The sequence below is a fragment of the Stutzerimonas kirkiae genome (genome assembly GCF_004327335.1).
Taxonomy (GTDB): Bacteria; Pseudomonadota; Gammaproteobacteria; order Pseudomonadales; family Pseudomonadaceae; genus Stutzerimonas; species Stutzerimonas kirkiae.
In genome coordinates this window covers 122,644-144,850 of record NZ_QJUO01000006.1, presented here as the reverse complement: position 1 = coordinate 144,850, position 22,207 = coordinate 122,644, and the positions used below count along the sequence as shown (strand labels likewise).

Annotated in this window: 19 protein-coding genes; 7 read left to right on the top strand and 12 right to left on the bottom strand. The window is 66.9% G+C overall.

Annotated features, from left to right (window positions below):
• Nucleotides 1–8: 8 nt before the first annotated feature.
• Both DNJ95_RS05840 and DNJ95_RS05835 read right to left on the bottom strand, forming a co-directional pair.
• Complete coding sequence (locus tag DNJ95_RS05840; protein WP_131183788.1) at nucleotides 9–1,310, bottom strand: NtaA/DmoA family FMN-dependent monooxygenase; 1,302 nt, start codon at nucleotides 1,308–1,310, stop codon at nucleotides 9–11.
• Nucleotides 1,311–1,350: 40 nt separating this feature from the next.
• Nucleotides 1,351–3,438, bottom strand: a complete 2,088-nt coding sequence (locus DNJ95_RS05835) for a TonB-dependent receptor (RefSeq protein WP_242671882.1) — start codon at nucleotides 3,436–3,438, stop codon at nucleotides 1,351–1,353.
• Between the two features lie 262 nt (nucleotides 3,439–3,700).
• Between DNJ95_RS05835 and DNJ95_RS05830 the strand changes: the two genes are divergently transcribed.
• On the top strand, nucleotides 3,701–4,471 hold the full coding sequence (locus DNJ95_RS05830; protein WP_131183800.1) for an IclR family transcriptional regulator: 771 nt from the start codon (nucleotides 3,701–3,703) through the stop codon (nucleotides 4,469–4,471).
• A 37-nt stretch (nucleotides 4,472–4,508) separates the two neighbouring features.
• On the opposite strand, the gene DNJ95_RS05825 is transcribed toward DNJ95_RS05830, so the two are convergent.
• Nucleotides 4,509–5,309, bottom strand: coding sequence for an ABC transporter ATP-binding protein (locus DNJ95_RS05825; RefSeq protein ID WP_131183786.1), 801 nt, complete (start codon nucleotides 5,307–5,309; stop codon nucleotides 4,509–4,511).
• A gap of 294 nt (nucleotides 5,310–5,603) precedes the next feature.
• Between DNJ95_RS05825 and fepB the strand changes: the two genes are divergently transcribed.
• The 3 genes from fepB to DNJ95_RS05810 are packed head-to-tail and all read left to right on the top strand — an operon-like array spanning nucleotide 5,604 to nucleotide 8,590.
• Nucleotides 5,604–6,512 carry a Fe2+-enterobactin ABC transporter substrate-binding protein gene (gene fepB / locus DNJ95_RS05820; RefSeq protein WP_131183785.1) on the top strand — a complete coding sequence of 303 codons (909 nt, stop codon included), beginning with the start codon at nucleotides 5,604–5,606 and terminating at the stop codon, nucleotides 6,510–6,512.
• A 3-nt stretch (nucleotides 6,513–6,515) separates the two neighbouring features.
• The gene (locus DNJ95_RS05815; RefSeq protein WP_131183784.1) at nucleotides 6,516–7,562 is read left to right on the top strand and encodes a FecCD family ABC transporter permease; all 1,047 of its coding nucleotides are present in this window, start codon (nucleotides 6,516–6,518) and stop codon (nucleotides 7,560–7,562) included.
• Nucleotides 7,559–8,590, top strand: a complete 1,032-nt coding sequence (locus tag DNJ95_RS05810; RefSeq protein ID WP_131183783.1) for a FecCD family ABC transporter permease — start codon at nucleotides 7,559–7,561, stop codon at nucleotides 8,588–8,590. The genes DNJ95_RS05815 and DNJ95_RS05810 overlap by 4 nt, the downstream gene beginning before the upstream one ends.
• 79 nt (nucleotides 8,591–8,669) lie before the next feature.
• On the opposite strand, the gene DNJ95_RS05805 is transcribed toward DNJ95_RS05810, so the two are convergent.
• The 4 genes from DNJ95_RS05805 to DNJ95_RS05790 form a co-directional block, all read right to left on the bottom strand.
• Nucleotides 8,670–9,413, bottom strand: coding sequence for a putative quinol monooxygenase (locus tag DNJ95_RS05805; protein WP_131183782.1), 744 nt, complete (start codon nucleotides 9,411–9,413; stop codon nucleotides 8,670–8,672).
• A 48-nt stretch (nucleotides 9,414–9,461) separates the two neighbouring features.
• Nucleotides 9,462–10,256 carry an SDR family NAD(P)-dependent oxidoreductase gene (locus tag DNJ95_RS05800; protein WP_131183781.1) on the bottom strand — a complete coding sequence of 265 codons (795 nt, stop codon included), beginning with the start codon at nucleotides 10,254–10,256 and terminating at the stop codon, nucleotides 9,462–9,464.
• 76 nt (nucleotides 10,257–10,332) lie between these two features.
• The gene (locus DNJ95_RS05795; RefSeq protein ID WP_131183780.1) at nucleotides 10,333–11,655 is read right to left on the bottom strand and encodes an NTP/NDP exchange transporter; all 1,323 of its coding nucleotides are present in this window, start codon (nucleotides 11,653–11,655) and stop codon (nucleotides 10,333–10,335) included.
• A gap of 9 nt (nucleotides 11,656–11,664) precedes the next feature.
• A complete protein-coding gene (locus DNJ95_RS05790) occupies nucleotides 11,665–12,600 on the bottom strand; it encodes an aldo/keto reductase (protein ID WP_131183779.1) in 936 nt (311 codons plus the stop codon).
• A gap of 132 nt (nucleotides 12,601–12,732) precedes the next feature.
• Between DNJ95_RS05790 and DNJ95_RS05785 the strand changes: the two genes are divergently transcribed.
• Nucleotides 12,733–13,656 (top strand): LysR family transcriptional regulator, encoded by a 924-nt coding sequence (locus tag DNJ95_RS05785; RefSeq protein ID WP_131183778.1) that lies wholly within the window; start codon nucleotides 12,733–12,735, stop codon nucleotides 13,654–13,656.
• A 55-nt stretch (nucleotides 13,657–13,711) separates the two neighbouring features.
• On the opposite strand, the gene argE is transcribed toward DNJ95_RS05785, so the two are convergent.
• The 5 genes from argE to DNJ95_RS05760 form a co-directional block, all read right to left on the bottom strand.
• On the bottom strand, nucleotides 13,712–14,866 hold the full coding sequence (argE, locus tag DNJ95_RS05780) for an acetylornithine deacetylase (protein WP_131183777.1): 1,155 nt from the start codon (nucleotides 14,864–14,866) through the stop codon (nucleotides 13,712–13,714).
• A 142-nt stretch (nucleotides 14,867–15,008) separates the two neighbouring features.
• Nucleotides 15,009–15,683: a DUF1028 domain-containing protein gene (locus DNJ95_RS05775; RefSeq protein WP_131183776.1), complete on the bottom strand. Its 675-nt coding sequence runs from the start codon at nucleotides 15,681–15,683 to the stop codon at nucleotides 15,009–15,011.
• A gap of 88 nt (nucleotides 15,684–15,771) precedes the next feature.
• Entirely contained in the window at nucleotides 15,772–16,182 is a 411-nt protein-coding gene (locus tag DNJ95_RS05770) for a RidA family protein (RefSeq protein WP_131183775.1), read from the bottom strand.
• Complete coding sequence (locus tag DNJ95_RS05765; RefSeq protein ID WP_131183774.1) at nucleotides 16,182–17,528, bottom strand: flavin-containing monooxygenase; 1,347 nt, start codon at nucleotides 17,526–17,528, stop codon at nucleotides 16,182–16,184. The genes DNJ95_RS05770 and DNJ95_RS05765 overlap by 1 nt, the downstream gene beginning before the upstream one ends.
• 239 nt (nucleotides 17,529–17,767) lie before the next feature.
• The gene (locus tag DNJ95_RS05760; RefSeq protein ID WP_131183773.1) at nucleotides 17,768–18,688 is read right to left on the bottom strand and encodes a LysR family transcriptional regulator; all 921 of its coding nucleotides are present in this window, start codon (nucleotides 18,686–18,688) and stop codon (nucleotides 17,768–17,770) included.
• Nucleotides 18,689–19,187: 499 nt separating this feature from the next.
• Between DNJ95_RS05760 and DNJ95_RS05755 the strand changes: the two genes are divergently transcribed.
• Both DNJ95_RS05755 and DNJ95_RS05750 read left to right on the top strand, forming a co-directional pair.
• Entirely contained in the window at nucleotides 19,188–20,678 is a 1,491-nt protein-coding gene (locus DNJ95_RS05755; RefSeq protein WP_131183772.1) for an aldehyde dehydrogenase, read from the top strand.
• A 98-nt stretch (nucleotides 20,679–20,776) separates the two neighbouring features.
• Nucleotides 20,777–22,150: an aspartate aminotransferase family protein gene (locus tag DNJ95_RS05750; RefSeq protein WP_131183771.1), complete on the top strand. Its 1,374-nt coding sequence runs from the start codon at nucleotides 20,777–20,779 to the stop codon at nucleotides 22,148–22,150.
• Nucleotides 22,151–22,207: the final 57 nt, after the last annotated feature.

Genomic DNA, 22,207 nt, shown 5'->3' with positions numbered 1-22,207 from the left:
CGCGCCGCTCAATCTTCCAGGTGCTCCGCGAAGGTCGTGCCGCGATAACGCTCGCGGAACAGCCCGAGCTCGACCAGCCGTGGCACCACCTGTTCGAGGAAGGTGTGCATCGACTCGGTCGAGCCGCCCGGCGCCGCGATAAAGCCGTCCACGGCGCCAGCGGCGGCCCAGTCGGCGATCTGTTCGACGGCATCCTCGACCGTGCCGATGACCTGCCAGTGGGCGGCGGAGATCACTTCCGGGCGCAACAGCAGCTCGCTCAGCCGCAGCGGTTCGCGCTCGATCAGCCGCCGCAGCAGGCTCGAATGGGTGCGGCTGGCCGGGTTACCCGATGCTGGCGGCAAGTCGGCGGCGCGCACCGGGCGGTCCTCCGGCCAGTCGCTGAGGTCCAGGCCGACCAGTTGCTTGATCGAGGCGAACCGCCGGGCCCTGTCCACCCGCCCATGGGTGGCCATGAACAGTTCGCGGGCCTGCTCGCGAGTGGGCGCCAGGAACAGGTTCAGGCCAGGCAGCAGGCGCACGTCACGCGCCGCGCGACCATGACGCTCGGCGCGGCGGGAGAGGTCGTGGCGCAGCTCGAGGGCAGCTTCCTTGTCCGGCGTGGGGGCGAATACCAGGTCGGCGACCGAGGCGGCAAAGTCGCGCCCGGAGTCCGAGGCGCCGGCCTGCACCAGGGGAATCCGGGCCTTGAAGGCCGGCAGGTTCAGCGGCCCCTTGACCCGCAGGTGCTCGCCCTGGTGGTCGATCGGTTTTATCCGCGAGACATCGGCATAACGCCCCTGCTCGCGGTCGATCAGCAGCGCCTCGTTGGGGAAGCTGTTCCAGAGCTGGTGCACCACCTGGGTGAATTCGGCCGCCCACCGATAGCGCTCTTCGGCGCTCGGCATCTGGTCCAGGCCGAAGTTCTCGTGCCCCTGCAGGGCCGTGACGATATTCCAGCCGGCGCGGCCATTGCTCAGCCAGTTCAGCGACTGCAACTGCCGGGCGGCCATGTAGGGCGGGCAGAAGGTCGTCGAAATGGTGGATACCAGGCCGATATGCGAGGTTTCCCGGGCAATCGACGCCAGTAGCAGCGTCGGGTCCAGGCTGGTGAAGCCAAAACCGCTTTCCAGTACGTCCACGGCCAGGTAGCTGACGTCGGGGCGAAAGACGAAGTCGAGGTGTGCCGCCTCCGCCCGCCGGGCGATATCGAGAGCGAAATCGCTGCTGAAAAGGCCCTCGACGTTGCTGTCCGCACGGTGCCAGGCATCGCCGGTCATCCAGGCCGGCGCCAGCGACATACCGATGTGCAGGCGCTTGCGGGTACTCATATCAGTCTCCTGTGGTTTGGATAAAGGCGGGGCCACCTGTTCAGAACGAGCCCTTGACCCCGACACCCAGGGTGCGCGGCTGGGTCATGCTCGCCTCGATACCGCCGATACCGCGGTTCTCCTGCATATAGGTGGGCGAGCGGTCGTCGAAGAGGTTTTTCGCATAGCCATAGAGCTGCACCTGGTCGCTCAGGCGGAAACTCAGGCGGGCGTCGGTGAGGGTGTAGGGGTCGATCGAATAGACCGGGCTGTTCGCCGTGTTGGAGTAGTAGCCGTCTATGCGTCGTACCTGGACGTTGAGGTTGATGCGCTCGGTGACATCCCAGCTCGGCCCGAAGCTCAAGGTATAGCCCGGCGAGCGGGCGAACTCGTTGTGCTCGTAGTCGCTGTTGCCGGAAATCTCGTCGATGCGGGTGCGCAATACGCCAGCGCTGGCCTTGAGCGTCAGGTTGTCGAGCAGGCGGTAGTCGGCACCCAGTTCCAGGCCATAGGCATGCGCCTTCTCCGCGTTGATCGTGTAGGACTGGGCCACGCCCGGGGAGATCACCACGGGAATGTTGTACTGGGCATCCTTGAAGTCCATGTAGAACAGGTTGCCGGTCAGTTGCAGGCGGTCGTCGAGCAGGCTCGCACGGCTGAACAGCTCATAGTTCCACAGCGACTCTTCCTTGAAGTAGGCCCATTGCTGGCTGGTCAGGTTGAGCGAGACGCCACCGGGGTTGTAGCCACGGCTGAGCATGCCGCCGACGGTCCATTGCGGGGTCAGCGCATAGGCCAGGGACAGTTTCGGCAGCAGGGCCGAGAAGGTCCTGTCGTAGTCCAGCGCCTGCGGCGTCAGCACCGAGCGGCCCTCGCGCTGGATATGATCCCGCTGGTAGCGCAGGCCGGTGCTCAGGGTCCAGCGATCGGTCAGCCGGTAGTTGACCTCGGAGAACACGCCGAGCGCCTGCTTGGTGTCATCGAACAGCGACAGGCCGCGCAGGGCGAGGGTTTCGCCGGTAGCGGTATGGGCATAGTAGATCCCCGCCATACCACTGATGACATCCGCCGCATCGCCGAAGGTGATGCGCGATTCATTGGAAGCGTTCTTCTGCCGGACATCCGCATCCCCCGCATTCACCAGCCCCGTGATGCGGTGCACGGACGACAGCGAATACTGGGTCTGGTTGAACAGCCGGATGCCATTGTCCAGGGCATAGGACACATCGAGGACACTGGTATTGGTGTCCTGCTTCCAGGTGGGCATGGTGGCCGCACTGTGCTCGAGCTTGTCGAAGGGCGCCGATGCCGCTTCCTGGGTGGGACGGTTGATATCGTTGTGCGAGAAGGTGAACTTGGCCTCCAGCCCCGGCAGGCTTTCAGGTAGCCACAGGAGCTTGGCCCGCGCGTTCAGGGCGCGCAGGTCCTGGTCGGCACGGCCCTTCTGGAACGCGGGGTTCTTGTAGTCGATGAAGGTGTCGCGTGCCGAGTAGTCCACCGCGAGCCGCCCGGCCAGTTCCTGCCCCAGCAGCGGGCCGGACAGCGCGATCGAGGTGCGCCTGGACTCGTAGCTGCCGAACTCCGCCTGGTAGGCCGCCTCGGGGGTGAAGGTCGGGTCCTTGGTGTTGACGATGATCGCACCGGCGATGGCGTTGGCGCCCTGCGAGGTGGTCTGCGGGCCGCGGAAGACCTCGATGCTGTCGAGATCCCAGACCGAAGTCGCACCGAAGAACATCTCGTTGTAGTTCAGGTAGTGGCCATCGAGATTGATGGTGGCACGCGGCACCGTGCCGCCCCAGAACACGTTCTGGCCATTGTGCGGCCCCTGGGTGTCCTGCCCGCGGATGATCGGTGCGCCGACCGTGTCGGTGTAGACCACGTTCGGAACGTCGCCGATCACTTCCGGGACCGAGGCGCTGCCGGTTTTTTCCCGGTCGATCTCCGTGCCGCTCTTGACCGAAACCGACGATGCCGTGTCCTTCAGTTCACGCTCGAGCTTCTCGCCCGTGATCATGATCGGAGCGAAGGTGACCGCCGCCCGGGCGCCCGCGGCGGCATCCTGCGCCAGGGCCGACGGGGCCGCCAGCAGTGCGGAAAGAGTGACAGCGCCAATGCCATGGCTGACGGGGTGGTGAATGTACGCCTTCAAGGCAAGCCTCCAAATGAGAATGATCCTTAGCTTCAAAAAGATTATCACGCAGCCATGATATTCCTCAATAAGGAATGCATTACTCAGATCAGAATAAATTACCCTGTGCCTCGACAGTCCATCCCCAGCGCACCAGGGAATCGGTACCATGGGCCATCGCTCGCCTGCACCGACGATGGCCCGCAGAGCACGCATGCCCAGACAACGATAAGGAGACCGTCACTTGAACAGCCTGCAGCCCGCATCGGACGACGCGCCGGACATGCCACGCGAGAAGCGTTCGGGCACCATCCAGTCGGTGTCCATCGCCGCGCGCTTCCTCAAGGTGCTGGCCAACGCCGAGCACGAACTGGCGCTCGGCGAGATCGCTCGCCGTACCGGCACCGGCGGCTCGACCGCCCACCGCTACCTGCAAAGCCTGGTCAAGGAAGGGCTGGCCAAGCAGGACCCGGTCAGCGCCCTCTACGACCTGGGGCCGACGGCCCTGAGCATCGGTATCGGTGCGCTGAAACGGGTCGACGCGGTGGAGATCGCGGCCCAGCATATGAAGTCGCTGGCCCACCAGCACGCCATCAGCAGTGGCGTGACGATCTGGACCGAAAGGGGGCCGACCCTGGTGCGCTGGTACCGCAGCGCCTACTTCTCCATCAACCCGCTGGCCCTCGGCGATATCCTGCCGATCGACAACACTGCCTGCGGCCTGGTCTTCCAGGCTTTCCTGCCCGAGGCCAGCATCGAGGCCGCGCGCCAGCAGCAGCCCGCGCACTTCCGCGGCACGCCACCGGACCGCGCCACCCTCGACGAGGTGCGCAGGCTCTACCGGGCGGAACTGGTCAGCCACCTGCTGTCGAACGTGACCGGCCAGGCGGCGCCGGTCTTCGATGCCCAGCGCGAGGTCGTCTGCGTCCTGACCACGGTCACCGACCTCGGGCAACTGCAAGCACCGGAAGACCGCGACGCTCTGTTCCACGAGGCCATCCTGATCAACCGGTCCACGTCAGGCCTGGACCTCGCCGCTAGCGACAGGCCCTGACGATCGAATGCCGTCATGCCTTGACCCAGTAGGCGCGCTACTGGGCCGGGTTCCCGCGCACCAGCCCCCTGGGCACCAGCATCGGGGTCCCGCTGAGCGGATCGGGGATGATCAACGCCGACAGGCCGAACACTTGCTCGACCAGTTGCTCGGTGAAGATCGCCGCGGGTTCGCCCTGGGCGACCACTGCGCCATCGCGCATGGCGATCAGGTGGCTGGCGTAGCGGCAGGCCTGGTTGAGGTCATGCAGTACCGCAACGATGGTCCGCCCCTGGCGGTTGAGTTCGGCCAGCAGTTCCAGCAGTTCGATCTGGTGGGCGATATCCAGGTAGGTGGTCGGCTCGTCGAGCAGCAGTATCGGGGTTTCCTGCGCCAGCACCATGGCGATCCACACCCGCTGGCGCTGCCCACCCGACAGTTCGTCGAGCAACCGGTCGGCCAGCTCTTCCACCCGGGTCGCCCGTAGCGCCCTCATCACCGCCTGTTCATCCGCCTGCGACCACTGCCGCAGGAACGACTGGTGCGGATAGCGCCCTCGCGCGACCAGGTCGGCCACGCGGATACCGTCCGGCGCGATAACGCTCTGTGGCAGCAGGCCGAGGCGCCGGGCGACTTCCCGCGCCGGCAGCGTGCCGATGTCCACCCCATCCAGCATGACCCGCCCCGGCGCTGGCTTGAGCAGGCGCGACAGCGCCGCCAGCAGCGTGGACTTGCCACAGGCGTTGGGGCCGACGATGACCGTGAAGGAGCCCTCCGGGATGGCGATGGAAAGGTTTTCCGAGATGGTTCGCGTATCACGGCGCAACGTCACGGCATCCGCATGCAGACGATACGTCATGGGCGGTATTCCTGGCGGTGGAGGGAAGGAAATTACTTTGATTCAGAATAGATTCTACAATACGGAATATATTATGTGATAATCACTATCGTATGGAATGCCCGCAGAGGAAGCGTATTTCTCCGCTTCGAGCCTTGCGCCGCGCCATCGAATGTCGTCCTGTGGTCAGGTGCGCACCCTATGCAAAGCTATCCGAGGGCAACACGCGGTAACGACGCAAAGGGCCACAAAGAGTGCCGGACAGATCCCTTGCCTCGACCATTCAGCCCCGACAGAGCCTATACCGGACCGATCATGAACAAAGGTTTCCTCGCCCAACTGGCCACCGCCGCGTTCCTGCTGCTCGGCAGCCTTGCCCCGGCCCTGGCGGACGGCCCCGCGAAACCCTCGCGCATCGTCTCGACCACCCCCAGCGTGACCGGCATCCTGCTGGCCATGGACGCGCCGCTGGTGGCCAGCGCCGCCACCACGCCCGGCAACCTGACCGATGCCAAGGGCTTCTTCTTGCAATGGGCGGCGCAAGCCGACGCGCGGGGCGTCGAGGTACTGTACCGCAACCTGCAGTTCGACCTGGAAGCGGTGATCGCCAGCGACCCGGACCTGCTGATCGTTTCCGCCACCGGGGCCGACAGCGCCGCACCACACCGCGCGGAACTGCAAGCCCAGGGCATCGAAACCCTGGTGATCGACTACTCCAACCAGGGCTGGCAGGACATCGCTCTCGAACTGGGCCGCCACACCGGGCTCGAACAGCAGGCACAGGCGGCCATCCAGCGCTTCGACCGCTACACCGCGCAAGCGGCGGCCAGCCTCAGCCCACCGACTGGCACGGTCAGCATCGTCGGCTACAATATCGCCGGCAGTTACTCGATAGGTCGCCTCAGCAGCCCGCATGCCCGCCTGCTGCAAGCCCTGGGCTTCTCGGTGGCGGAACTGCCGCAAGCCCTGGCGGCAAAGGTCACCCGCAGCTCGGACTTCCAGTTCATCTCCCGGGAAAACCTCTCGGCCGCCATCACCGGCGACAGCGTCTTCCTGCTCGGGGCCGGCGACAGCGATGTGCAGGCCTTCCTCGCCGACCCGATACTGGCCAACCTGCCGGCGGTGGAGAATCGTCGTGTCTATGCACTGGGTGCCAGCTCGTTCCGAATCGACTACTACTCCGGGCAGCAAATGGTCGAGACCGTGGCCCGTCACTTCCGCTAAGCCATGGTCCTGCACGCACCCGGCGCCAGCCAGCCAAAAGCCTTCCGCCAGCGCCACCGGCATGCCTGGGGGCTGCTGGCCGGTACGCTGCTGCTGTTCCTTATCGCCCTGGCCAGCCTGGCCATAGGCTCCCGCCCGATACCCCTGGCCACCACTCTGGAAGCCCTGCAACACGCCGACCCGCACAACGACCAGCACCTGATCGTGCGCCAGTTGCGCATCCCGCGCACCCTGGTCGCCCTGCTCGCCGGCCTGGCATTGGGTGCGGCCGGGGCCATCATGCAGGCGGTGACGCGCAACCCGCTGGCCGAACCGGGGCTGCTGGGCATCAACGCCGGCGCGGCGCTGGCGGTGATTATCGGCGTGGCGCTGTTCGACCTGACCAGCATGCCCCAGTACATCTGGTTCGCCTTCCTCGGCGCCGGCCTGGCCGGCATCGCCGTGTTCATGCTCGGCCAGGCCCATGAAACCGGCACCAACCCGGTCCGCCTGGTGCTGGCCGGGGCCGGCCTGTCGGTCATGCTCGCCTCGCTCACCGGCATCATCGTGCTCAACGCCCCGCCGGAAGTCTTCGACAAGTTCCGCCACTGGGCGGCCGGCTCGCTGAGCGGCAGCGGCTTCGCCCTGCTCGGCGGACTCGGCCTGGCCACTGCGTGCGGCCTGGGCATGGCCTTCGCCATCGTCAGCAACCTGAATGCCCTGGCACTGGGCAAGGAGCTTGGCCAGGCACTGGGCGTCGATATGCGCCTGACCTGGTTGCAGGCCTGTGTCGCGGTCATGCTGCTGGCCGGCGCGGCGACCGCCGCCGCCGGGCCGATCGGTTTCGTCGGCCTGGTCGCCCCGCACATCGCCCGCCTGCTGGTCGGCCCGGACTACCGCTGGATACTGCCCTATTCGGCACTGGTGGCCGCCGCCCTGCTGCTCGGCGCCGATGTGCTCGGCCGGGTGATCGCCGCCCCGGCGGAAATCGCCGCCGGCATCATCGCCCTGCTGCTCGGCGGCCCGTGCTTTATCGTCCTGGCCAGGCGTTTCCGCCCGAGCCGCCTATGAACCCGCCTCACACCCTGCGCCTGGGGGCGCTCTCCATTCGCTACCAGCCGCGAGCCGCCATGGTCTGCGGCCTGCTGGCAGGGCTCGGGTTGCTGCTCGGCATCCTGTTGCTGGGCACCGGCACTCTGGCGCTGGGCCCGGCGGAAGTACTCGCCAGCCTGCTGGGCAACGGCCAGGACCCCACCGCCCAGCGCATCGTCCTGCGCATCCGCCTGCCACGCGTGCTCACCGCCTCGCTGGTCGGCGCGGCCCTGGGCATGGCCGGGGCGATCTTCCAGTCCATTTCGCGCAACGCCCTGGGCTCCCCGGATATCATCGGCTTCACCACCGGCGCCGCCAGCGGTGCGATCGTGCAGATCATGCTGTTCGACGCCGGGCCGCTGGCTACCTCGCTGGCGGCGGTGGCCAGCGGCCTGTGCACCGCGCTGCTGGTATTCCTGCTGGCGATGAAGGGCCGCAGCAGCGGCGGCTATCGCCTGGTGCTGGTGGGGCTAGGTGTCGGCGCCAGCCTGTCCGGGCTGAACAATATCCTGCTGGTCACCGGCGACCTCGACCAGGCGATGTTCGCCCAGCTCTGGCTCGCCGGCTCGCTGAATACCCGCACCTGGTCCCATGTCGTCCCCGCCGCGCTCTGCCTGCTGTTGGTGATCCCCATCGCGCTCTACCACGGCCGCCGCCTCGACCTGCTGGAAATGGGCGACGCGGCCGCCAGCCAGCTCGGCGTCGCCGTGGAACGCACCCGCCTGTTGATGATGCTGGTCGCCGTCGGCCTGACCGCGGTCGCCACCGCGGCGGCCGGGCCGATCGCCTTTATCGCGCTGGCCGGACCGCAACTGGCCAGGCGCCTTACGGGTGCGGCCAATGTCCCGCTATTGGCCGGGGCACTGATGGGCGCCGTATTGCTGCTGGCCGCCGACTTGCTCAGCCAACGCTTGCCGGTGGCGGCCAACCTGCCGATCGGCCTGATGACCGGACTGCTCGGCGGCTTCTACCTGCTGTGGCTGCTGACCCGTAGCCGGCGGGTGTGACCGCGCGGCAACGGGCGGGGCATCCCCGCAGGGCAAGAGCATGGAACGAGAGGACCGAACAGCTACTCAGCCGCGATGATCATCGCTCCGCCCCCACGTCCCGCGCCAGAAAGCGCGTGGCGGGCGTGATCGGCTCGGCCAGGGTACCCGGCAGGCGCTCATCGAGTTTCGCCGAATAGTCCTGGGCCAGGTGTGCCTCGTGCGAGGCCACGCTGTCCCAGCGCTCGAACAGCACATAGGTCTGCGGCTGGCCCTCGACCGCGTACAGCTCGAAAGCATGGTTGCCGGGCGCGGCCCGAGAGAAGGGAATCGCTTCGCGCCAGGCGTCGAGGAAGGCCTGTTCCTGTTCGGGCCTGGCCTTGAGGATGACGATGACATTGCGCGAATCGCCCGGCCTGGCCAACGGCTTGCGCTGCTGCGCGCCCTGCGGCTCGATCTCGACCAGGCGCAGGCTGGTCGGCGTAGCGGCCTGGGCGGTGGCCAGGCCGCGTTCGACGACCTTCAGGTGCGGCGTGGCGAAATGTTCGTCCAGTGCTGCCTGGCTGACCCATCGCTCGAACAGCAGCAAGGTGGCCGCACCGTCCTCCGGTTGGAACACATCGAAGGAGAGATTGCCCGCTTCTTGTCGGGACGCATGGGCATTGTCCAGCATCGACGGCAGGAAGCCATCGATCTCACCGGCCTGCAGCGGCAGTATGTTGAACAGCACTACCGGGCTGTCCTGGCGGGGCGTATCGGGCTCTTCGGCTGACGAGCAGGCGGCCAGGACAACGGCGACCAGAGTGACGGCCAGGTGGCGCAGAGCGGCTAGCGGACGGGACATGTCGAACTCCTGATGAGTGGGAAAAATCGTCGTGGGCAGCGGTGCCCCTCAGAGAATGTCGTCGACCACGCCGCCATCCACCCGCAACGCCGCCCCCGAGGTGGCCGAGGCCTGTGTCGAACAGACGTAGACCACCAGGTTGGCGACCTCCTCGACCGTGGCCGCGCGGCGGATCACCGAACTGGGGCGGTTGGCCAGCACGAATTCGCGCCCCAGTTCCTCCAGCGACTTGCCGGTGCGTGCGATCTCGTCCTGCATCATCGCCGCGAAGCCGTCGGAGAGGGTCGGCCCCGGCAGCACGCTGTTGACGGTGACGCCGCTGCCGGCCACGCGCTTGGCCAGGCCACGGGCAAGCGCCAGTTGCGCGGTCTTGGTGACGCCGTAGTGGACCATGTCGGCGGGGATATTGCGCGCCGACTCCGAGGAGATGAACAGCACCCGCCCCCAGCCGCGCTCGACCAGCCCCGGCAGCAGCGCCCGCGCCAGCCGCACCCCGGACATCACGTTGGTCTGCCAGTAGCGCTCCCAGGTGGCGTCGTCGGTGTCGAAGAAGTCCTGCGGGCCGTAGATGCCGGCGTTGTTGACCAGGATGTCGATGGCCGGCAGGCTGGCCAGCAGTCGCTCGGCGCCGGCGGCATCGCCGAGATCGGCGGCCACCCCGTACAACGTGGCGCCGGGCACCGCGGCCAGCAGTTGCTCCCGCGCCCTGGCGATACTGGCCTCGCTGCGGCCATTGAGCACCACGGCGGCGCCGCTCGCCGCCAGGCCCTGGGCGATGGCCAGGCCGATACCGGCGGTGGAGGCGGTGACCAGGGCGGTCTTGTCGGAAAGATCGATCTGCATGAGGTTGTCCTCGGAAGGTGGATATAGAGTGGTGAGCGGCCGTCGGACCGGCCTGGCGTGTGCACAGGCTACGCCATCATCTCTGCGCGTCATCCTGCGGGCGCTCGCGCCGCCGCTGTGCCCGCCCCAGGCCGACACCGACGCCAGCCCATGCCAGCGCCAGCACGGCACCGATGAACATCGCCAGCGACGGATGTTCGCCGAGCAGGTCCAGCCCACGCTTGACCCAGCCGCTGATGGCGTCGCCACCACGATAGACCACGGTGTCGATGAAATTCTTCGCCTTGTACTTCTGCTCGGCCGGCACCACGGTGTAGAGCATCTCGCGTCCGGGCCGCACCAGCGCGTACTCGCCGGCGCGGCGCACCACCATCACCACCACGAACACCGCGAACACCGGTGCCAGCGCCAGCCACAGGAAGCCGACGGCGACCACCAGCGGCACCGCCACCAGCAGCACGCCCACCCCCAGTCGCTGGGCGATGCGCCCGGTCAGGAACAATTGGGTGAGGATCGCCAGCGTCTGCACGATGGTGTCGATAAGCCCGAACACCTGGGTCTGGCGGGTACGATCGGGGAAATACTCGGCCACCATCCGCGCCTGCTCGAAGTACAGGAAAGTATTGGCGCTGGCCAACAGCACGACGAACAACGCGATGCCCAGCAGATAGGGCGACTTGAACACGGCGACGGCACCGGCGAACGGGTTGCCGCCCAGGGGTTTGCGCCGCTGCTCGCGGCTACCCTCGTCGTCCGCCGTGGCCGCCGGAGGATGGCGGTCACGCCAGCCATGCAACCAGACACCGGCACCTGCGCTGGCGGCCAGCAGCAGCGCCGCCAGCACCAGCAGCCCGGCATGCCCCAGCGGCGCCACCAGCAGGGTACCGAGGATCGGCCCGACCAGCCCGCCCAGGCTGGCGCCGCCGGCGATCAGGGCGAACAGCCGCTTCGCCTCGCCGCTGGCGAAGACATCGGCCAGCACGCTCCAGGCCAGCGAAATCGCCAGCAGGTTGAACACCGACAACCAGATATAGAATGTCCTTCCCGCCCAGATGCTGTCCGGCCACAGCAGCATGGCGGCGGCGAAGCCGAGCAGGTTGAGCACGAAGAAACCGTAGCTCCAGGGTACGATCCGCCGCCGCGACACCCGCGAGGCCAGCCAGCCGAACAGCGGCAGGGCCACCAGGGTGGCGACGAAGGTACCGGTGAACAGCCACTGCAGGTTGTTCACCCCGCCCGCCACGCCCATGGTTTCGCGCACCGGCCGCAGCATGAAGTAGCCGGCGAACAGCAGAAAGAACATCAGCAGACCGGCCAGCACCGCAGGCGCCTCGCCCGGCTTCAGGTTGAACAGGCGCGCCACGACGCGCAGCAGGGGACTCGCCAGAGAAGTACTCATGGCGCCGGCTCAGCCGAACAGTTCGATCAGGGATTGCCGCTGCGCCTGGCTCAGCGTCGGCCCGTGCCCAGCCAGCAGTTGATCGCTCTGCCGCTCCGGGCGACCGGTGGCGGGAATCACCGCGGTAACCGCCGGATGGCTCAAGGCGAATTTCAGGAACGCCTGTGCCCACGAACCGATACCCGCCTCGGCGGCCCAGGACGGCAGCGTCTTGCCCTGGACCCTGGCGAACAGCTTGCCGTCCTCGAAGGCACGGTTGACCAGCACCGCCACGCCCAACTCCTGTGCCAGCGGGAACACCCTGGCCTCGGCATTGCGCGAGATCACCGAATAATTGACCTGCAGGAAATCCGGCTTTACCGCGCGCACCACCTCGGCCAGTTCGTCATGGCCGCTGTCGACGAAGTGGGTCAGGCCGGTGTAGCGGGTTTTGCCCTGGGCCTTCAATTCTTCGATCAACGGGTACTGGGTACGCCAATCCTGCAGGCTGTGCACCTGCAGTAGCTCGACCTTGTCGGTCTTCAGCAGGCGCAGCGAGCGTTCGAACTGCGCCAGCCCGGCCTCGCGGCCGCTGGCGCCGATCTTGGTGGCGAGGAAGGTCTGCTGGCGCAGGCCCAGCTCTTCCAGCAGATCGCCGATCACTCCCTCGGCGGGGCCATAGCCGGGTGCTGTGTCGATCAGCGTAGCGCCCGCTGCGAAGAAGCGCCGCAGCACTTCCCGCAACGGATCGCGGGCAGCGGCATCGCTGCCGACCTCGAAGCTGCCGGAACTGCCCATGCCGATCACCGGCAGGCGTTCGCCGCTGGAGGGAATGGCGCGGGCCTGCAATGCCCCGGCGGCTGGCAGGGCGCCGCCAGCGGCAACGGCGAAACGTAGCGGGGTGGCCAGGGCCAGGCCGGCGGCGGACAGGGCGAGCCCGGAAACAAAGTCACGACGAGTAGACATCGGAGCACCTCTATTATCTGGACTATCTGGACGCCATCGTGGCGTTGCATGGCGGTCCCCAGTGTAGACTCTCGATAACGATCAATAATTGCCCGACAAATTAATGAACTGTTGCCTAATGGAATAACAATCATGCCGCTGACCGACCTTGGCCAACTCGCCCTGTTCGTACGCATCGTGGAAGCGGGCAGCCTGTCGAACGCCGCCCATGAGCTAGGCACCACCCTGCCCTCCGTCAGCCGGCGCCTGCGCCAGCTCGAAAGCCGGCTGGGAGTGCGCCTTCTGCAGCGCACCACACGCCGCCAGTCGCTCACCGGGGAAGGTGACATCCTCTATCGCCATGCCTTGCAGATACTGGCCGACGTGGAGCAGGTCGAGCAGCGGCTGTCATTGCGCAGCGCCACCGTATCGGGCCACCTGCGCCTGACCGCGCCGATCTCCCTCGGGCGCCGGCGCATCGCGCCGCTGCTGGCGGACTTCCAGGCCCTGCACCCGCAGTTGCATGTACAGCTCGAACTCACAGACACCGTGCTCGACCTGGTCGAGTCCGGCATGGACCTGGCCATACGCTATGGCGCACTGGACGACTCCTCGTATTTCTCCCGGCCACTGGTCGCCAACTACAGGGTGCTGTGCGCCGCCCCCAGCTACCTGAAACGCCATGGCATGCCCCGCCACCCGAGCGACCTCGCCAGCCATCGTTGCCTGCATATCGGTCATCAGCCCCAGGCCGACTGGCACTTCGAGGGCGAGCAGCCAGTCACCGTGCGCATCACCGCCATGCTGGCGGCCAACGATGGCGATGTCGTCCATCGCTGGGCGCTGGGCGGGCACGGCATCGCCCTCAAATCCATCTGGGACATTACCGATGACCTGGCAAACGGCCACCTGGTACGGGTCCTGCCCGAGTACCCGAGCCCGGCCACCCCGCTGCACGCCATTTATCCGCACAACCGCCAGCTCGCGCCACGGGTACGGGTCTTCATCGATTACCTGCTCGAGCACCTGCCCCTGGACAAGGATGCTGGCCATCTTGCCGAGCGGGCCGGCGCCTGATCGCCTCCGGGCCGCCCGCGAAACGAAAAGGCTGGCAATGTGCCCGCCCACCGCTTCACGCCTGGCGCTGCATCCACCGGGCTAGCCGCTCCAGCAGGGCGTCGCAGGCGGCCAGTTGTTCCAGGCTGATGAACTCGTCCGGCTTGTGCCCCTGCTCCATGCTGCCCGGCCCGCAGACCACGGTGGCGATGCCGGCGGCGTCGAACAGGCCGCCCTCGGTGCCGAAGGCGACAGTAGAAAAGTCGTCGCTGCCGCACAGCAGCGCCAGCAGGCGCGCGGCCTCGCTGCCTGGGTCGGTGAACAGCCCGGGGTAAGCGGACAGTTCGCTGAAGCGGATGGCGCTGGCCGCGTTGACGGCGCGCATGCGCGGCAGCAGTTCGTCCTCGGCGTAGCCACGCAGCTCGACGGCCACCGCCTGCGGATCATCGCCGGGCAGGGCGCGCATCTCGAAGTCGAAGCGGCATTCAGCGGGAACGATATTCAGTGCACTCCCCCCCTGGATGACGCCGGTCTGCACGGTGGAGAACGGTGGGTCGAAACGCGCATCGTGGCGCTCCGGCGCGGCCAGCCGCTGGCCGATCTCGCCGAGGCGGCCGATCAGCCGCGCCGCGTATTCGATGGCATTGACGCCTTGCGGCGCATAGGCCGAATGGCAGGCTGCGCCGTGCACCTCGCAACGCATCGCCAGCTTGCCCTTGTGGCCAAGCACCGGGCGCATCCCGGTGGGCTCGCCGATCAGGCAGATGGCCGGGCGCTGCGGGCTGGCGCGCAACTGTTCGACCAGGCTGCGTACACCGAGGCAACCGACTTCCTCGTCGTAGGAGATGGCGATATGCAGCGGCAGGCGCAGCGGTTCTTGCAGAAACGCCGGCAGGCTGGCCAGCACGCAGGCGATAAAGCCCTTCATGTCCGCCGTGCCGCGCCCGTAGAGGCGCCCGTCGCGCTCGCTCAGCGCGAAGGGCGGCAGCGTCCACGGCTGGCCATCCACCGGCACCACGTCGCTATGGCCGGACAGCATCACCCCGCCAGGGCCATCCGGGCCGATGCGCGCATGCAGGCTGGCCTTGCTGCCCTCCTCGTTGAACAGCAGTTCGCTGGCGATGCCAAGGCCGCCCAGGTAGCCGCGCACATAGTCGATCAGCGCCAGGTTGGAGGCGCGGCTGGTGGTGTCGAAGGCGATCAGGTCGGCGAGCAGGTCGCGGCTGGGCATGTTCATGTCCTGGAATCTGTAATGGCGCGGATAGCGCCTGGGCGAATGCTCCCCGCAGGAGCGGGCTTGCCCGCGAATGAAACCGCGCGGCCCACGAAAGCCTCGCGGCCGGGGCCGCCGCTGCGGGCTGTGGGGTTACCCGTCATTCGTCGCCCGGTACACCGTAGCGTGGCGCCTGGGTCGGGTCGAGGGCGCGTACGATGTAGTCGTCCATCTGCGGCTGGTAGGCGCGCCAGAGGGCGTCCAGTTCGCCGATGGGATCGCTCTCGGCCCAGTCCACGCGCAGGTCGATGATCGGCCAGACCAGGTCGCCCACCACCTGCAGCGCCGCCGAGTGCACCGGCCCGGCTTCGCCGCCCCGCGCCATGGCCGCGTGCATGGCCGCCAGAAGCCGATCGGCCAGGCAACCCGAGGCCTGTTCGAAGGCTTCGACCAATGCCTCGATCACCGCACCCTCGGCCAGCAGGTTGCCCGCTGCGACGCACTGCTCTCCAGCCAGGGCATTGTGCCGCCCGAGGGCTTCGCTGCCGCTGAATAATGCACTGTTGCCCTGGCTGTCGAGCACCGCGACCTGGCGATACTGGCTCCAGCCATTGCTGCTGAGGGCGCGGTCCAGCGCCTCGGCCGGCGCCTGTCCGGTCGCCAGCCAATCGAGGATCTGCGGCCCGAGCGCCGGCAGGGTGATGTTCTGCGTCGAGACCGCGCCAACCCCGGCGCGCAGCCAGGGGCAGCGTGCGCCCACGGCGATGCTCGATGAACTGATGGCGATGCCCAACTGGCCGGTTTCGGTGCAGCGGCCAACGATGGAAAAGGTCATGGACTTTCCTTGAAGTAGAGTGCGCCATGCGCACCGATGACACTGGAACCTGTAGCAAGGTGCGCATGGCGCACCCCACGGCACGAATTCACTCCGGAATCACCGCGATCACGTCGATCTCCACCAACCACTGCGGCTGCGCCAGGGCGCTGACCACCAGCCCGGTGGAGATCGGGAAGACGCCCCTCAGCCACTTGCCGACCTCCTGGTACACCGGCTCGCGGTAGCGCGGGTCGATGATATAGGTGGTGGTCTTGACGATATGGGACAGCTCCGCGCCAGCCTCCTCCAGCAACTGCTTGATGTTCTTCATCGCCTGCTCGGCCTGGGCCCGCGGGTCGCCGAGGCCGACCAGGTTACCCTCGAAGTCGGTGCCGACCTGGCCGCGTACATAGACGGTATTGCCGGCCCGCACGGCCTGGCAGAGGTCGTTGTCCAGCGACTGGTTCGGATAGGTTTCCTTGGTATTGAACATGCGGATGCGGGTATGGCTAGGCATCAACGGGCTCCCAGGCGAGTGGCGGCTTGAACGGGCGCTTCGGCTTCGACGCTACGCTGCGTGGCGTCCTGGTAGGCGCTGTACTTGCGCTGCGTGGCGATATGGTCGGCGATGTGCTTGGCATCGTGCCAGACGCCCCAGATAAAGGTGGAGCCGCGCCGCGACAGCCACGGCAGGCCGAGGAAGTAGATACCCGGCTCGCTGGACACGCCACGCTGGTGCCGAGGCTTGCCCTGCTCATCCAGGGCATCGACCTGCAACCAGCTGAAATCGACGGCGAAGCCGGTGGCCCAGATGATGGTGGTGACGCCGGCGGCGGCCAGATCGAGTTCGAGAATGGGATGGGTCACGCACGCCGGCTCCGCGAAGGTCTTGCGCGCCTCCGGCTCTTCCGGCAGGTCGAGGCCATTGCGGGCGATATAGGCATCGGCCGCATCCAGCAGCGACAGGTAGTTCTCGTCGCCAGCCGCCAGGCTGGCGGCCAGGTCCGGCTGGAAGCTCGCGACACCCTGGTCGAAGGATTTCGTCAGGCCGACCAGGGTGATGCCCTGCTGCGCCAGCTCGCGGAAGTCGATGGTACGACCGCCATGGGCACCGCTCACGGCGATGGTGACGTGCTCCTTGCCCGGCTGCACGGTTTCCATGTCCCACAGGCCGAGCACGCCCAGCCACCAGACGAAATCGCGGTTGCGATAGCTGCGTGGCGGCCGGTCGTGGGGGCCGACCGAGAGGTAGACCTTGCGCCCGGCGCGGTTCAGTTCATCGGCGATCTGCACCCCCGACGAACCGCCGCCCACCACCAGCACGCCACCCTCGGGCAGTTGCTGCGGATTGCGGTATTCCACCGAGTGCATCTGCGTGAAGCGCTTGTCGTCAGGCGCGATCGGCGGGATCAGCGGGCGCTGGAACGGGCCGGTCGCCGCGACCACGCGCCGGGCCTCGATCACCCCTTCCGAGGTTTCCACGATAAAACCTGGCCGGTCGGCATTGCGCTCGACCTTCTTCACTTCCACGCCGGTGCGGATCGGCGCGTTGAACTGCCTGGCGTAGTCTTCGAAATAGTCGGCGATGCGCTCCTTCGAGGCAAAGGCATCGGGATCGAGGTCATCGAACTCCAGGCCGGGAAAACGATCGTGCCAGGCCGGCCCGTTGGCCACCAGCGAGTCCCAGCGCTCCGTGCGCCAGCGCTCGGCGATGCGCTTGCGCTCCAGCACCAGGTGCGGCACGCCGAGCTTGCTCAGGTGCTCGCTCATGGCCACGCCGGCCTGGCCGGCGCCCACGATAAGCGTGTCTATTTCCGTTTTGCCTGCGGTTCTGGCCGCGTGCTGCTGCTTGAGATCGGTCATGGCTTGCCTGCTCGAATGATGATCAAGGCCGTCCCGCGCGATGGAGATCGGGACGGTGCTGGCCGCATTCTGTGCAGAGCGGGGGATTCGCGAAATTATGATTTTTGTCGTCGCTGGCAAGGGAAAAGGTAGCCTTGGGGGGGCTGGAGGCTGGATAAGCCTTTCCTGCTTTTTTCGTCCAGCCTTCCAGCCTTACAGCCTATAGCGTTCTTTTCGGCTCTTTCTCTCAGCCTCCAGTTTCAGGCTTCCAACGGCTCTTCCCGCCCCAGGCATTCCTTGCAGTAATCGACGAACAACTGCGCCGGCTTGGTCAGTTGCGCCCGCTGCAGCCAGGCCGCGACCAAACCGGAGCCGGTGACCGGCTCGCTGATCGGCACGCAGACCACCTGCTTGCCGTCATAGGTGGTCTGCGCATGCGGGCGTGTGACCAGCACCGAGAAACCGAACCCCTGGCCGACCATGCCGCGCACCATCTCGATCGACGGCGAGCTGAAGACGATGTTCGGGCTGAGCCCCAGTTCCTCGAAGATGCTGACGAAGTAGGTGCGGCTGGGCAGCACCCCGAGCAGGATCATCGGCTCCAGCACCAGGTCGCGCAGCGACACCTGCGGCTGCCGGGCAAAGCGATGGCCGGCGGGCAACAGCGCATAGGGCCGCTGCGGCGGCATCAGCGGTTCGCTGGCGATGCTGGCATCGAGATCGTGCTTGTACAGGATCGCCAGGTCGAAGCGCCCGGCGGTCAGCCCCTGCACCAGCTCCTGCTGCTCGCCGTCCTGCAGGCGTATCTCGACCCCCGGATAGCGCTCGCGGAAGCCGGCGATCAGCCTTGGCAGGTAGAGCGGCGCCACCGTCTCGAAACAGCCGATATCGATCTGCCCGGACACCACGTCGTTGTCGGCCAGGGCGTTCTGCTCGAACTCGTGGGCGAAGCGCAGCAGCTCCCGCGCCTTGCGGTAGAAGCGCGTGCCACTGGGCGTCAGCGATACGCCCTGGGCGTGATGGCGGATGAACAACTGCACACCGAAACTCTCCTCCAGCCCCTTCACGGCGGTGGAGATGGACGGCTGGGCGATGTACAGCTTGCGCGATGCCTCGGCAACGCTGCCGCACTCGACGGTGGTGACGAAATACTTGAGTTGACGCAGGGTGTAGGAAGCCACAGGAAACCTCGGACGATTGCTGGCGCGACCTTCCCCTTGCAAGACCCGTACACGCAATGCCACACATGCCCATTAATGGCGCAGCAGGGGCTGGACGACAGGCCAGGCGCGGCGCTGCATGCCGGTAATCGACGCACCAGAAAGCGACACGCGATCACCAATGGTGCAACGCAAGGCAGCTTTTCCGTATCCAGCGACGACATTTTTACTGGTTTTCCTGCTTTCACGGCTGCGCCAACCTAGCGCCAGGCAATGGATCGGATATCGCATCCCGCAGGGTGCGCCGGGGTGATTGCGCTATAGCGTTATTCACCGGAAAGGGGCTTCGACAACGGCGCTGGAGGCTGGAAAGCTGGACGAGAAACGCCGCTTGCCACGCGCTTTCGTCCAGCCTCCAGCGCTCTTTTCGGCCCGTTGAGCGCATAGCGCGATCGCCGAGCGGTATCGATCTTCAGGTGCGCGCGGCGCGCGGACCACCCAACGAACTCAGGAGGTACAGGTGTACACACTCAACGATTGGCGGCAGCGCGCGGCGCAACAGCGCTTCATCAGCCAAGCGATCATCGACGGAGCGCCACGGGCGGCCAGCAGTGGCGCCACCTTCGCCGTGACCAACCCGGCCAGCGGCCAAACGCTGGCGCCGGTAGCGGCCTGTGACGCGGCGGACGTGGAGCTGGCCGTACAATCGGCGCGGCGCGCCTTCGAGGCCGGCACCTGGTCGCGCAGCACGCCCCGCGAGCGCCAGCAGGTGCTGCTGCGCCTGGCCGAACTGATCCTCGCCCACCGCGACGAACTGGCGCTGCTCGACTCGCTGAGCATGGGCAAGCCGGTGATGGACGCCTGGAACATCGACGTGCCGGGCGCCGCCGGCGTGCTGCGCTGGTACGCCGAAAGCATCGACAAAATCTACGACCAGGTCGCCCCCAGCGCGCCGAACGTGCTGGCGACCATCACCCGCGAACCGCTCGGCGTAGTCGCCGCGGTGGTGCCCTGGAACTACCCGCTGGACATGGCCATCTGGAAGATCGCCCCGGCCCTGGCGGTGGGCAATTCGGTGCTGCTCAAGCCCGCCGAGCAATCGCCGTTCTCGGCCCTGCGCCTGGCCGAGCTGGCGCTGGAGGCCGGCCTGCCCGCCGGCGTGCTGAACGTGCTGCCGGGCCTCGGCGAACAGGCCGGCAAGGCGCTGGGCCTGCACCCGGACGTGGACGGCCTGGCCTTCACCGGCTCCACCGAGGTGGGCAAGTACTTCATGGCCTATTCCGCGCAATCCAACCTCAAGCAGGTCTGGCTGGAGTGCGGCGGCAAGAGCGCCAACCTGGTGTTCGCCGACTGCCAGGACCTCGACCTGGCGGCGGAAAAGGCCGCCTTCGGCATCTTCTTCAACCAGGGCGAAACCTGCTCGGCCAACTCGCGGCTGCTGCTGGAACGCTCGATCCACGATGAATTCATCGAACGGCTGGTGGCCAAGGCCCGCGACTGGCTGCCCGGCGACCCACTCGACCCGGCCAGCCACGCTGGCGCCATCGTCGAAGCACGGCAGACCGAACGCATCATGACCTTTATCCGCGAAGCCGAGGCGCAGGGTGCCCGCTGCGTCTGCGGTGGCCGGCAACTGAGCATCAACGGCTCCGACAACTTCATCGAGCCGACCATTTTCACCGGCGTTACGGCAGACATGCGCCTGGCCCGCGAGGAAGTGTTCGGCCCGGTGCTGGCCGTCAGCGTCTTCGATACGGAAGAACAAGCGCTGCACCTAGCCAACGACAGCCCCTATGGCCTGGCCGCCTCGGTCTGGAGCGACGACCTCAACCGCGCCCACCGGGTCGCGCGCCAGCTCAACGTCGGCACCGTGTCGGTGAACACCGTGGACGCCCTCGATCCCTGCGTGCCGTTCGGCGGCACCAAGCAATCGGGCTTTGGCCGCGACCTGTCGCTGCACGCCTTCGACAAATACAGCCAACTGAAGACCACCTGGTTCCAGTTGCGCTGACCGCCGCCGGGTGCGCCATGCGCACCAGACGCAGAAGAACAATTCGTCCGACGGTGCGCGCGGCGCGCCCTACGCCCAGATTCAGCGGAGACTTTGCGATGACTGCCTTGCCCCACACCACCTCGGAATACCAGGCGCTGGACGCGGCGCACCATATCCACGCCTTCCTCGACCAGAAGGCGCTCAACGAGAAAGGCGCGCTGGTGATCGCCAAGGGCCAGGGCCTCGACCTCTGGGATACCGACGGCAGACGCTACCTGGACGGCATGTCCGGCCTCTGGTGCACCGCGCTGGGCTATGGCCGCGCCGACCTGAACGCCGCCGCCACCCGGCAACTGGAAGAACTGCCGTACTACAACCTGTTCTTCCACACCACCCACCCACGGGTGATCGAGCTGTCCGAACTGCTGTTCAGCCTGCTGCCCGAGCACTACAGCCACGCCATCTACACCAACTCCGGCTCCGAGGCCAACGAAGCGCTGATCCGCACCGTGCGCCGCTACTGGCAGGTGCTCGGCAAGCCGCAGAAGAAGATCATGATCGGCCGCTGGAACGGCTACCACGGCTCCACCCTGGGCAGCACCGCGCTGGGCGGCATGGGCTTCATGCACGAAATGGGCGGCATGCTGCCGGACTTCGCACACATCGGCGAACCCTACTGGTACGCCCACGGCGGCGACCTCAGCCCCGAAGCCTTCGCCCTGCAGGCCGCCGACGAGCTGGAACGGAAGATCCTCGAACTGGGCGCGGAAAACGTCGCCGCCTTCGTCGCCGAACCGTTCCAGGGCGCGGGCGGCATGATCTTCCCGCCGGAAGGCTACTGGGCGCGTATCCAGAGCATCTGCCGCAAATACGACGTGCTGCTGTGCGCCGACGAAGTGATCGGTGGCTTCGGCCGCACCGGGGAATGGTTCGCCCACCAGCACTTCGGCTTCCAACCGGACACCCTGACCATCGCCAAGGGGCTGACCAGCGGCTATATCCCCATGGGCGGGCTGGTGCTGTCCAAGCGTATGGCCGAGGTACTGGTGGAACAGGGCGGCCTGTTCGCCCATGGCCTGACCTACTCCGGCCATCCGGTGGCCGCCGCCGTGGCCATCGCCAACCTCAAGGCGCTGCGCGACGAGCGCATCATCGAGCGAGTCAAACAGGACAGCGGCCCTTATCTGCAAAAAGCGCTGCGCGAGGTATTCGCCGACCACCCGCTGGTCGGCGAAATCCAGGGCGCCGGACTGGTCGCCGCGCTGCAGTTCGCCGAGGACAAGGCCAGCCGCAAGCGCTTCGCCAACGAGGACGAAATCGCCTGGCGCTGCCGCTGCATCGGCTTCGACAACGGCCTGATCATCCGCTCCACCCTGGGCCGCATGATCATGGCCCCGGCGCTGGTCGCCAGCCATGCCGAGCTCGACGAACTGGTGGACAAGACCCGCCAGGCGGTGGACCAGACGGCCAGGGAGATAGGGCGGCTATAGGCCGATGCAAGCTGCAAAGAAGTATGACCCGCGACGCCCCCTCGCGGGAGAGGCCCG

Excerpts from the sequence above, each read along its gene's own strand:
- DNJ95_RS05840 (WP_131183788.1), bottom strand. The coding sequence starts at position 1,310 with ATGAGTACCCGCAAGCGCCTGCACATCGGTATGTCGCTGGCGCCGGCC.
- DNJ95_RS05830 (WP_131183800.1), top strand. The coding sequence starts at position 3,701 with ATGCCACGCGAGAAGCGTTCGGGCACCATCCAGTCGGTGTCCATCGCC.
- DNJ95_RS05825 (WP_131183786.1), bottom strand. The coding sequence starts at position 5,309 with ATGACGTATCGTCTGCATGCGGATGCCGTGACGTTGCGCCGTGATACG.
- fepB (WP_131183785.1), top strand. The coding sequence starts at position 5,604 with ATGAACAAAGGTTTCCTCGCCCAACTGGCCACCGCCGCGTTCCTGCTG.
- DNJ95_RS05815 (WP_131183784.1), top strand. The coding sequence starts at position 6,516 with ATGGTCCTGCACGCACCCGGCGCCAGCCAGCCAAAAGCCTTCCGCCAG.
- DNJ95_RS05810 (WP_131183783.1), top strand. The coding sequence starts at position 7,559 with ATGAACCCGCCTCACACCCTGCGCCTGGGGGCGCTCTCCATTCGCTAC.
- DNJ95_RS05805 (WP_131183782.1), bottom strand. The coding sequence starts at position 9,413 with ATGTCCCGTCCGCTAGCCGCTCTGCGCCACCTGGCCGTCACTCTGGTC.
- DNJ95_RS05800 (WP_131183781.1), bottom strand. The coding sequence starts at position 10,256 with ATGCAGATCGATCTTTCCGACAAGACCGCCCTGGTCACCGCCTCCACC.
- DNJ95_RS05795 (WP_131183780.1), bottom strand. The coding sequence starts at position 11,655 with ATGAGTACTTCTCTGGCGAGTCCCCTGCTGCGCGTCGTGGCGCGCCTG.
- DNJ95_RS05790 (WP_131183779.1), bottom strand. The coding sequence starts at position 12,600 with ATGTCTACTCGTCGTGACTTTGTTTCCGGGCTCGCCCTGTCCGCCGCC.
- DNJ95_RS05785 (WP_131183778.1), top strand. The coding sequence starts at position 12,733 with ATGCCGCTGACCGACCTTGGCCAACTCGCCCTGTTCGTACGCATCGTG.
- argE (WP_131183777.1), bottom strand. The coding sequence starts at position 14,866 with ATGCCCAGCCGCGACCTGCTCGCCGACCTGATCGCCTTCGACACCACC.
- DNJ95_RS05775 (WP_131183776.1), bottom strand. The coding sequence starts at position 15,683 with ATGACCTTTTCCATCGTTGGCCGCTGCACCGAAACCGGCCAGTTGGGC.
- DNJ95_RS05770 (WP_131183775.1), bottom strand. The coding sequence starts at position 16,182 with ATGCCTAGCCATACCCGCATCCGCATGTTCAATACCAAGGAAACCTAT.
- DNJ95_RS05765 (WP_131183774.1), bottom strand. The coding sequence starts at position 17,528 with ATGACCGATCTCAAGCAGCAGCACGCGGCCAGAACCGCAGGCAAAACG.
- DNJ95_RS05750 (WP_131183771.1), top strand. The coding sequence starts at position 20,777 with ATGACTGCCTTGCCCCACACCACCTCGGAATACCAGGCGCTGGACGCG.